The 10,064-nt window shown below is 73.4% G+C and carries 9 protein-coding genes and 1 pseudogene; all 10 read left to right on the top strand.

What is annotated here, in order from left to right; all coding sequences use genetic code 11:
* Nucleotides 1-312: pseudogene (locus DZG00_RS07740) on the top strand (glycoside hydrolase family 127 protein); the annotation flags it as partial.
* Nucleotides 313-458: 146 nt separating this feature from the next.
* Nucleotides 459-2,141 (top strand): ABC transporter substrate-binding protein, encoded by a 1,683-nt coding sequence (locus tag DZG00_RS07735; protein ID WP_119382051.1) that lies wholly within the window; start codon nt 459-461, stop codon nt 2,139-2,141.
* Between the two features lie 3 nt (nt 2,142-2,144).
* Complete coding sequence (locus tag DZG00_RS07730) at nt 2,145-3,107, top strand: ABC transporter permease (RefSeq protein WP_119382052.1); 963 nt, start codon at nt 2,145-2,147, stop codon at nt 3,105-3,107.
* The gene (locus DZG00_RS07725) at nt 3,104-4,096 is read left to right on the top strand and encodes an ABC transporter permease (protein ID WP_119382053.1); all 993 of its coding nucleotides are present in this window, start codon (nt 3,104-3,106) and stop codon (nt 4,094-4,096) included. Before DZG00_RS07730 ends, DZG00_RS07725 begins: the two co-directional genes overlap by 4 nt.
* A complete protein-coding gene (locus tag DZG00_RS07720; RefSeq protein WP_199688927.1) occupies nt 4,093-4,977 on the top strand; it encodes an ABC transporter ATP-binding protein in 885 nt (294 codons plus the stop codon). The genes DZG00_RS07725 and DZG00_RS07720 overlap by 4 nt, the downstream gene beginning before the upstream one ends.
* Nucleotides 4,974-5,891, top strand: coding sequence for an ATP-binding cassette domain-containing protein (locus tag DZG00_RS07715; RefSeq protein WP_119382054.1), 918 nt, complete (start codon nt 4,974-4,976; stop codon nt 5,889-5,891). Before DZG00_RS07720 ends, DZG00_RS07715 begins: the two co-directional genes overlap by 4 nt.
* Nucleotides 5,888-7,195: an alpha/beta fold hydrolase gene (locus DZG00_RS07710; RefSeq protein ID WP_119382056.1), complete on the top strand. Its 1,308-nt coding sequence runs from the start codon at nt 5,888-5,890 to the stop codon at nt 7,193-7,195. Before DZG00_RS07715 ends, DZG00_RS07710 begins: the two co-directional genes overlap by 4 nt.
* Nucleotides 7,192-8,649 carry an aminopeptidase P family protein gene (locus DZG00_RS07705; RefSeq protein WP_119455505.1) on the top strand — a complete coding sequence of 486 codons (1,458 nt, stop codon included), beginning with the start codon at nt 7,192-7,194 and terminating at the stop codon, nt 8,647-8,649. The genes DZG00_RS07710 and DZG00_RS07705 overlap by 4 nt, the downstream gene beginning before the upstream one ends.
* Nucleotides 8,650-8,668: 19 nt before the next feature.
* Entirely contained in the window at nt 8,669-9,394 is a 726-nt protein-coding gene (locus DZG00_RS07700; protein ID WP_119383106.1) for a GntR family transcriptional regulator, read from the top strand.
* Nucleotides 9,395-9,508: 114 nt separating this feature from the next.
* A partial coding sequence (locus DZG00_RS07695) for an NAD(P)/FAD-dependent oxidoreductase (protein WP_119455506.1) occupies nt 9,509-10,064 on the top strand: 556 nt, incomplete at its 3' end.

Genomic DNA, 10,064 nt, shown 5'->3' with positions numbered 1-10,064 from the left:
GACGCGCCCGTCGACGAACTGCTCCTCGACCCGCGCGACCTGGCGGCGGCGCGGCCCGTCCCGCTCCCGCTCGCCGCGCCGTGGGGCGCCGTCGCGGATCCGGCCGACCCCGCGCCGGGCGTCGCGCTCGCCGTGCGCCTCCGCCGCGCGCTCCCCGCGCCGGACGAGCTCTACCCCGAGGTCGTCGCAGGGACCACCGCCCCCGCCGCGTCGGCCGAACCGGTCGACGCCGTGCTCGTGCCGTACGCCCTGTGGGGCAACCGGTCGCCGGGCGCGATGCGGGTCTGGATCCGCGCCGCCGACACCGGCTGACGCGTCCTCCCGCGTGCCCGCACCCGGATCCACCCGATCCGGGGCGGTCGCGCGCACCTCCTCCTCCCCTTCCCCTCCTCCCATCGCACGACCCCGTCACTCCCCACCCGGTGCGCCTCGGCCGCCATCCACGAAACGAGAGTCCGATGAACAGACGAATCACCGCAGTAGGGCTGGCCCTCGCCGCCAGCCTCGCCCTCACGTCCTGCGCAGGTGCCGGAGGCGGCGCCGCGGCAGGCGGCGTCACCGGCCCCGCCGACACCGGCGGGACCATGCAGGTGCTCGCCAGCACCGACTTCTCGCACCTCGATCCGACGATGGGCTACGACACCGGCGTCGCGGACCTCTACCGGCTCATCTACCGCACGCTCACGACCGCGTCCGGCGAGGACGGCGCGACCATCGCACCCGACCTCGCGACCGACACCGGAACGCCGAACGCGGACGCCACGGTGTGGACCTTCACGCTCAAGGACGGCCTGAAGTTCGAGGACGGCTCCCCCATCACGAGCGAGTCCGTGAAGTTCGGCGTCGAGCGCTCGTTCGACCCCGCGCTCGCCATCGGCACGCCCTACACGCGCCTCTACCTCGCCGGCGGCGACACCTACGAGGGCCCGTACGAGTCGGGCGACCTCTCCTCCATCGAGACGCCGGACGAGAAGACCATCGTCTTCCACCTCAACCGCTCGGTGCCGGAGTTCGCGAGCGTGGCGGCGCAGAGCACGTTCACGCCGTTCCCGGCGGACACGTCGAAGGTCACGACGACCAGCATCGACCAGCAGCCCATCGCATCCGGGCCCTACCGGGTGACGGCGCGGACGCCGGGCTCCTCGCTCACCCTCGAGCGCAACCCCGAGTGGGACCAGTCGACCGACGACGTGCGCACCGCCAAGCCCGACGCGTGGCAGTTCACGGTCGGCCTCGACCAGGCGACCATCGACGAGCGCCTGCTCGCCGGCCAGGGTGACGACAAGGACGCGATCGCGTACACGATCACCGCCGCGAGCGTCTCCCGCATCCAGACCCCGCAGATCAAGGCGCGCACGGTGAGCGGCGACCAGGCGTGCACCACGTACCTCGGCCTCAACACGACCAAGCCGCACCTCGACGACGTGCGCGTCCGCCAGGCGATCTCCTACGCCATCGACAAGAAGTCGCTCGCCGACGTGGCCGGCGGCCCGTCCATCGCCGAGCCGGCCTCCACGATGCTCACCCCGTCGATCCCGGGCCACAAGGACTTCGACCTCTACCCGAGCCCCGACAGCGCGGGCGACGTCGACAAGGCGAAGTCCCTCCTCGCCGAGGCGGGCCTCGCCGACGGCTTCACGATGACGCTGGACGTGCGCAACCTGCCGTCGAGCCAGAAGCAGGCCGAGGCGCTGCAGCAGTCGCTCGCGAAGGTCGGCATCACGCTCGAGCTCAACATCATCGACACCTCGACCTACTACGAGACCATCGGCACGACGTCGCAGCAGCACGACGCCGCCGTCACGGGCTGGTGCCCGGACTGGCTGTCGGCCAGCACCGTCCTGCCGACGCTGTTCGACGGGCGCCAGATCAGCGCGAAGGGCAACAACAACATCGCGCAGCTGGACGACCCGGACGTCAACGCGAAGATCGACGAGGTGTCCGCGATGACCGACCTCGACGCGGCGAAGACCGCGTGGGGCGACCTGGACGAGCAGATCCAGCAGCTCGCGCCGACCGTGCCGCTGCTGTTCGCGCAGTCGGTGCTCGTGGTGGGGGAGAACGTGCGGAACGCCTACTCGAGCCCCCTCTTCGCGGGCGGGATCGACTACGCCACCATCGGCCTCCACACGGGGAAGTAGGCGGTGACCGCCACCCTGCAGGGCGCCTCCGCGCCCGACACGGCCCCCGCGTACCCGACGGGACGGCCGCCCGCCGTCACGCCGACCACGCGCGTGGTCGCGGCCCTCCGGTCGAAGCCGTCCGTGATCGCCAGCACCGCCTTCGTGATGTTCGTGCTGGTGCTCGCGGTGTTCGCGCCGCTGCTGTCCGGGATCACCGGATGGGGGCCGACGACGTTCGACCCCGACGCGGTGGACCCCGTCCTCGGCGGCCTGCCCATCGGCCCGTTCGGCGGCGTCAGCGGCTCGCACTGGTTCGGCGTCGAGCCGCAGAACGGGCGCGACATCTTCGCCCGCATCGCGTACGGCGCCCGGGTGTCCCTGCTCATCGCGGTCTCGGCCACGGTCGTCACCACGACGATCGGCGTGGTCGCGGGCATGGTCGCCGGCTACTTCGGCGGGATCGTCGACCAGATCGTGTCGCGGGTCATGGACTTCCTCATGGCCTTCCCGGCGCTGATCTTCATGATCGCGATCCTGTCGGCGCTGCCCGCGGGCAACCGGCCGGCGCTGCTCGTCCTCGTGCTCAGCGTCTTCGGGTGGCCGTACACGGCGCGCATCGTGCGGGGCCAGACGATGACGATCCGCACGCGCGACTTCGTGGAGGCCGCGCGCGCATCCGGCGCCTCGTCGATGCGCGTGATCTTCCGGGAGGTGCTGCCGAACCTGCGCGGCACCATCATCGTGCTGGCCACGCTCGCGGTGCCGAGCTACATCGGCACGGAGGCGAGCCTGTCGTTCCTCGGCGTGGGCGTGCTGCCGCCGACACCGTCGTGGGGTCAGATGATCGCCGACTCGGTGGCCTGGTACACGGTCGACCCCGCGTACTTCATCGTGCCGGGCTCGTTCCTCTTCCTCACGGTGCTGTCGTTCACGGTCTTCGGCGACCACCTCCGCACCGCGCTCGAGCAGGGGGAGGCGGCATGATCGGCTACCTCGTCCGCCGCGCCGCAGCGGCGCTGATCGTGCTCGCGCTCATCAGCCTGTTCACCTACATGATCTTCTTCCTGCTCCAGCCGGACCCCGCCGTCACCATCTGCGGCAAGACCTGCACGCCGGACAAGATCGACTCCATCCGCCAGCTCCTCGGCCTCGACCGCCCGTTCTGGGCGCAGTACGGCGACTTCATCACGGGGATCTTCACGGGCCGCACCTACGGCGACGGCCCGACGGCGATCCGGTGCGCGGCGCCGTGCCTGGGCTTCAGCTTCCAGACGCAGCAGTCCGTGCTCGACCTGATGCTGTCCCGCCTGCCCGTGAGCTTCACGGTCGCGGTCGGCGCGGCGGTCCTCTGGGTCGTGTTCGGCGTGGCCGGCGGCCTCGTCAGCGCGATCAAGCAGGGCACCGGATGGGACCGGGCCGCCATGGCCGCGGCGCTCACCGGCATCAGCGTGCCGACGACCTTCGCGGCGCTGCTGCTGCAGTACGTGCTCGTCGTGCAGCTGCAGATCCTGCCGTTCCCGCAGTCCGTGGCGTTCGGCGACGATCCCGTCCTGTGGTTCGAGTCGTACCTCATGCCGTGGGTCGTGGTCGCGCTCGGGTACGCCTCCGTGTACGCGCGGATCGTGCGGGCCAACGTGCTCGACACGCTCCAGGAGGACTACCTGCGCACGGCGCGGGCCAAGGGCCTCTCGGCGGCGCTCGTGATCCGCCGCCACGCCCTCCGGCCGTCGCTCACGCCCGTCGTCACCCTGTTCGGCATGGACTTCGCCGGCCTGCTCGGCGGCGCCCTGATCGCCGAGAGCATCTTCGGGCTCAACGGCGTCGGCAAGCTCGCCGCCGACTCCATCGCCAAGAACGACCAGCCCGTCATCATGGGCGTCACGCTCCTCGCCGCGGCCTTCGTGGTCGTGGGGAACGTGGTCGTCGACGTGCTCTACACCGTGCTCGACCCCCGAGTGAGGATCACCGCGTGACCAGCACCCCGAACCCCCATCAGCCGGAGGGCGCACGGACGCCCGCCCGCGCCGTCCCCGGGACGCCGCTGCTCGAGGTCGAGCACCTCACCATCGCGTTCCCCACCTCGCGGGGGCCGGTGGAGGTCGTGAAGGACCTCTCCTTCCGCGTGGAACCCGACAGCACCCTCGGCATCGTGGGGGAGTCCGGGTCAGGCAAGTCCATGACCTCGCTCGCCGTGATGGGGCTCGTGCCCCGCGGCGGGACGGTCACCGGATCCATCCGGCTGGCGGGCGAGGAGCTCGTCGGCCGGAGCGACCGGGAGCTCCGGGCCATGCGCGGCGAGCGCATGGCGATGGTGTTCCAGGATCCGCTCTCGTCGCTCAACCCCTACTACACGGTGGGGCTGCAGATCGAGGAGGCGTACCGCGCCCACCGCTCCGGCTCCCGGAAGGCCGTGCGGTCGACCGTGGTCGCCGCGCTCGAGCGGGTGGGCATCAAGGAGGCCGGCACGCGGGTCGACCACTACCCGCACCAGTTCTCGGGCGGGATGCGGCAGCGCATCATGATCGCGATGGCGCTGTGCCTCGAGCCCGAGCTGCTCATCGCCGACGAGCCGACCACCGCGCTGGACGTGACGGTGCAGGCGCAGATCCTCGACCTCATGCGCTCCATCCGCCAGGAGACGGGGATGGGCATGCTCGTCATCACCCACGACCTCGCCGTGGTGTCCTCCCTCGCCGACGAGGTGCTCGTCATGCAGGGCGGGCACCGCGTCGAGAGCGGCACCACCGAGCGCGTGTTCACCGCGCCGGAGGATCCGTACACGCACGCCCTGCTCGAGGCGATCCCCCGCATCGACGCCGCCTACGACCGCCAGACGACGGGATCCGCCTCATGAGCGTCCACGACACCCGCCCCGAGGCCCCGGCCGCGCCCGCCCCGGCGACGCCGGAGCCGTTCCTCTCCGCGCGCGACCTCACCAAGGAGTACGTGACGCGCGGCGGCCGCGGTCTCCGGCCGCCCGTGCGCCGCTTCCTCGCGGTCGACGGCGTGAGCCTCGACGTGCCGACCGGGCAGACGCTCTCCATCGTGGGGGAGTCCGGATCCGGCAAGTCGACGACCGCGCGCATCATCGCGCACCTGCTCGACCCCACCTCCGGCACCTTCGCGCTCAAGGGCGAGGACATGACGCACGCGACGGGCGCCGCGCTCCGCGAGTTCCGGCGGCAGGTGCAGGTGGTGTTCCAGGATCCGGCGTCGTCGCTGAACCCGCGGCACACGGTGGAGCAGATCATCAGCGCGCCCCTGCGGTACCAGGGCATCACGACGCCGGGCGGGCACGGGCAGCTCGTGCGCGACCTGCTCGACCGCGTGGGCCTGAACCCGGACCACGCGCAGCGCTACCCCGCGCAGTTCTCGGGCGGGCAGTGCCAGCGCATCGGGATCGCCCGGGCGCTCGCCGTGAGCCCGGGCCTCATCGTGTGCGACGAGGCGGTGTCCGCGCTCGACGTGACGGTGCAGGCGCGCGTGATCGCGCTGCTGCGCGACCTCCAGCGCGAGCGCGGGCTCAGCTACGTCTTCATCGCGCACGACCTCGCCGTGGTGCGGCAGCTCTCCGACCGCGTCGCCGTGATGAGCTCCGGGAAGGTCGTGGAGGAGGGCACGCGCGACGACGTGTTCGAGCGCCCCCGGCACCCGTACACGCGCTCGCTGCTCGACGCCGTGCCGCGCATCGACCCCGAGTGGGATCGGAGGCGGGCGGCCTCGCGCGTCGCCGCCGGGCTCGACGCTGCCGGCGGGTCGGCCGCGTGATCGTCGGATCCGCGACCGTCCCCGGCGTCCACGTCACCGACCACGAGATCGAGGTCCCGCTCGACTGGGCGGCGGCGCGCGCGGGCGAGCCCACCGCGACGATCACGGTGTTCGCCCGCGAGCTGGTCGCCCCCGACCGACGCGGCGACGACCTCCCCGCGCTCCTCTACCTCCAGGGCGGCCCGGGCGGGAAGTCGCCGCGCGTGATCGACGACGGCGGCTGGATCGGCCACGCCCTCCGCACCCACCGCGTCGTGCTCCTCGACCAGCGCGGCACCGGCAGGAGCACGCCCGTCACGGCGCGCACCCTGATCCGGTTCGGCGCCGACCACGAGTCCGCGGCCCGGTACCTCGCGCTCTTCCGGGCCGACTCGATCGTGCAGGACGCCGAGGCGCTGCGGCAGCACCTCGAGGGCGGGCGCCGCTGGTCGACGCTCGGCCAGAGCTACGGCGGCTTCCTCACGCTCACCTACCTGTCGCTCGCGCCCGAGGCCCTGTCGGCCTGCTACGTCACGGGCGGGCTCGCCTCGCTGGATCCGGACGCCGAGGAGGTCTACCGCCGGACCTACCCGCGCACGGCCCGGAAGAACGCCGGCTACCACGCGCGCTACCCGGGCGACGTGGGGATCCTGGCCCGCCTCGCCGACCGGCTCCAGGTCGGCGACGTCACCCTGCCCGACGGCGACGTGCTCACCGTGCGGCGCCTGCAGACCATCGGCATCGACCTCGGCATGGCACCGGGTCGCGAGCGGATCCACGCCCTCCTCGACGAGGCGCTCGACGACCGCGGCGAGCCCACCGACGTGCTGCTCGCCGAGGCGCTGCGCCTCACCTCGTACGCCGCGAACCCGCTGTTCGCCGCGATGCAGGAGAGCATCTACGCCTCCGGCACCCGGCCCGCGACCGCGTGGGCCGCCGAGCGGGAGCGCAGCAGGCACCCGGCGTTCGCGCCGACCGCCCGGCCGCTGCTGCTCACCGGCGAGATGATGTACCCCTGGATGTTCGAGGAGATCCGGCTGCTGCGCCCCTTCCGCGGCGCGGTCGAGGCGATGGCGCGACGGGACGACTGGCCGGAGCTCTACGACCCGGCCCGGCTCGCCGCGAACGAGGTCCCCGTCGCCGCCGCGATCTACCACGACGACATGTACGTGGACGCGGACCTGCAGCAGGACACGGTCGCGCGGGTGGGCAACGCCCGCGCGTGGATCACGAACGAGCACGAGCACGACGGCCTGGCGGCGCCCGGCGTCCTCGGGCGGCTGATGGACGCGATCGCCCGCGACGGAGGAGGACTGCCCCGATGACCGACACGACCCACGACACGACCCCGGGGTCCGCCGCCCCGGCGTCCGCCGACGACCGCCGTCCGCCGCGCCTCGCCCAGGTGCCCGCGTTCCGCGACCTCATGGCCGGGGGCTGGATCACGCCCGACCGCACCCCGGCCACCGTGCCCGGCGCCGTCGAGGCCGCCGCCCACCACCGCGCGCGGCTGAGCGCCGCGATGCCCGGCGTCACGATGGCCGTCGTGAGCGGCTACGCGCCCACGCGCAACGACGACTGCCGCTACGCGTTCCGCGCGGACAGCGACTTCGTGTGGCTCACCGGCGTGCAGATCGAGGGCGCCGTGCTCGTGATGCACGCGGTGCCGGGCGGCCACGACGCCGTCCTGCACGTGCCGGCGCCCGCCCACCCCGGCGATCCGCGCTTCTTCTCCGACGCCGACCACGGCGAGCTCTGGGTCGGCCCCGCGCCCGCGCACGCCGACTGGCAGCGCGTGCTCGGGATCCCGGTGCGCCACCCCGACGGCCTCGCGCGCGACCTCGCCGGCGTCCGCGGCGTGCGGCGTGCGGGTGCGGTCACGGGAGTCCCGTCCGCGCTCGCCGACGTGCCGCGCGACCCGGGGCTCGTGGCGGTGCTCGGCGAGCTGCGCGTGATCAAGGACGCGTGGGAGATCCAGGAGCTGCGCCGCGCGGTCGACGACACGGTCGAGGGCTTCGCCGAGGTCGTGCGGGCGATCCCGCGGGCTCGGGAGGCCAGCGGCGAGCGCTGGCTGCAGGGCACGTTCGACCGGCACGCCCGCACGGTCGGCACCGGCCCCGGCTACGCCACCATCGTGGGCGGCGGCGGGCACGCGACGATCCTGCACTGGGTGCGCTGCGACGGACGGCTCCGCGACGGCGAGCTCGTGCTGCTCGACATGGGCGTGGAGGCGCGCAGCCTCTACACGGCCGACGTCACGCGCACGATCCCGGTGTCCGGCGCCTTCACGCCCGAGCAGCGGCTCGTGCACGACGTCGTGGAGCGCGCCCACCGCGCGGGCCTCGACGCCGTCGCGCCCGGGCGCCCGCTCGTCGACTTCCACCACGCGTCCATGGAGGTCGTCGCGCAGGGGCTGCACGACATGGGGATCCTGCCGGTGTCGGTCGACGAGGCGCTCTCGCCCGCCGGGCAGCACCACCGCCGCTGGCTGGTGTGCGGGATCGGGCACCACCTCGGGCTCGACGTGCACGACTGCTCGGGCGCGGGGACCGCCGGCTACGACCGCGAGGTCGAGGCGGGCATGGTGCTGACGGTCGAGCCCGGCCTCTACTTCTCGCCGGACGACGCGATGGTACCGCCGGAGCTGCGGGGCATCGGCGTGCGGATCGAAGACGATATCGTGGTGACGCAGACGGGGTCCGACGTGCTGTCGGATGCGCTGCCGATCGACGCACAGGGCCTGGAGTCCTGGATGCGGGAGCAGCGGTCCCCGTCCTGATCCGAGGAGGAGGACCCGCGTGAGCCTCTCCGCCCTGCGTCCCGCACCACCGCGCGCGAGCCTCCGCGAGCACGTGCACCAGGCCCTGTCCGCGGCCATCGTCTCGGGCGAGCTGGAGCCGGGCACGCTGATCACCGTGCCCACGCTGGCCGTGCGCTTCGACGTGTCGGCCACGCCCGTCCGCGAGGCGGTGCTCGAGCTCGAGAAGCGCGGCTTCGTGGAGACGGTCCGCAACAAGGGCTTCCGGGTCACCGAGGTCAGCGACGAGGAGCTCGGCCACCTCGTGCAGGTGCGCCAGCTCCTCGAGGCGCCGGCCATGGAGCGGCTCGCCGGGAAGCTGCCCGACGGCGCGCTCCCGGGTCTCGAGGCGCTGGCCGACCGGATCGAGGAGGGGGCGCGCGAGGGAGACCTCCGCGCGTACCTCGAGGCCGACCAGGAGCTGCACCTCACCCTCACGCGCATGCTCGGCAACCCCGTGCTCACCGACGCCATCGCCGACCTCCGCTCGCGCACGCGCCTGGTCGGCCTCGCGTCGATGAAGGCGAGCAGCCTGCTGGACGCGTCGGCGGCCGAGCACCACGAGCTGCTGCGGGCGCTGGTCGCGGGCGACGGGCCCGCGGCGCACGAGCTGATGGTGCGGCACATCCGGCACGCCTCCGGCTGGTGGGCGGGGCGCGGCGAGGGCGAGGACGCGGGGGATGCGGACGCCGACGTGCCCGCCGAGCGCGCGGACACCGGCGCCTGATCCGCGGAGTCGGCCGACCGGGCTTCCCCTGGATGGCGATGTGTGACATATTACTGTCACCGCCGACCACAGCCGCCTCCCCGAGGCGCACCTACCCGTGAGAGCAGGGACCGCATGACGCGTCACGTGGTCGTCGTGGGCGGGGGCATCGTCGGCGCCGCGTGCGCACGGTCGCTCGCCCGGTCGGGGATCCGCGTCACGGTCGTCGAGCGCGCCGCCGTCGCCTCCGGCACGAGCGCGCAGGGCGAGGGCAACATCCTCGTCTCCGACAAGGGCCCGGGTGCCGAGCTCGAGCTCGCGCAGCTGGCCGCCCGCCGCTGGCCCGAGGTCGCCGCGGAGCTCGCGGACGAGCTGGGCGACGCGCTCCCCTCCATCGAGTACGAGCCCAAGGGCGGGCTCGTCGTCACCACCACCGACGAGGGCGCGGATCCGCTCCTCGCCTTCGCCGCCACGCAGCGCTCCGCGGGCGTCGACGCGATCCCCGTCGACCGGCGCCGGGCGCTCGAGCTGGAGCCGTGGCTGAACCCGGCGATCACGGCGGCCGTCTACTACCCCGAGGACGCGCAGGTGCAGCCCGCCATCGCGACCGAGGCGCTCGCGGCGTCGGCCCGGCGCGCGGGCGCGGTCGTGCGCACGGGCGTCGAGGTCACGGGCCCGATCCTCGATGCCG

The sequence above is a fragment of the Clavibacter lycopersici genome (assembly GCF_003576405.1).
Taxonomy (GTDB): domain Bacteria; phylum Actinomycetota; class Actinomycetes; order Actinomycetales; family Microbacteriaceae; genus Clavibacter; species Clavibacter lycopersici.
This window is presented reverse-complemented; position numbering and strand designations above follow the sequence as displayed.

Bases quoted from the DNA above. Each gene is read 5' to 3' on its own strand.
- DZG00_RS07735 (WP_119382051.1), top strand. From the start codon at position 459: ATGAACAGACGAATCACCGCAGTAGGGCTGGCCCTCGCCGCCAGCCTC.
- DZG00_RS07725 (WP_119382053.1), top strand. From the start codon at position 3,104: ATGATCGGCTACCTCGTCCGCCGCGCCGCAGCGGCGCTGATCGTGCTC.
- DZG00_RS07715 (WP_119382054.1), top strand. From the start codon at position 4,974: ATGAGCGTCCACGACACCCGCCCCGAGGCCCCGGCCGCGCCCGCCCCG.
- DZG00_RS07705 (WP_119455505.1), top strand. From the start codon at position 7,192: ATGACCGACACGACCCACGACACGACCCCGGGGTCCGCCGCCCCGGCG.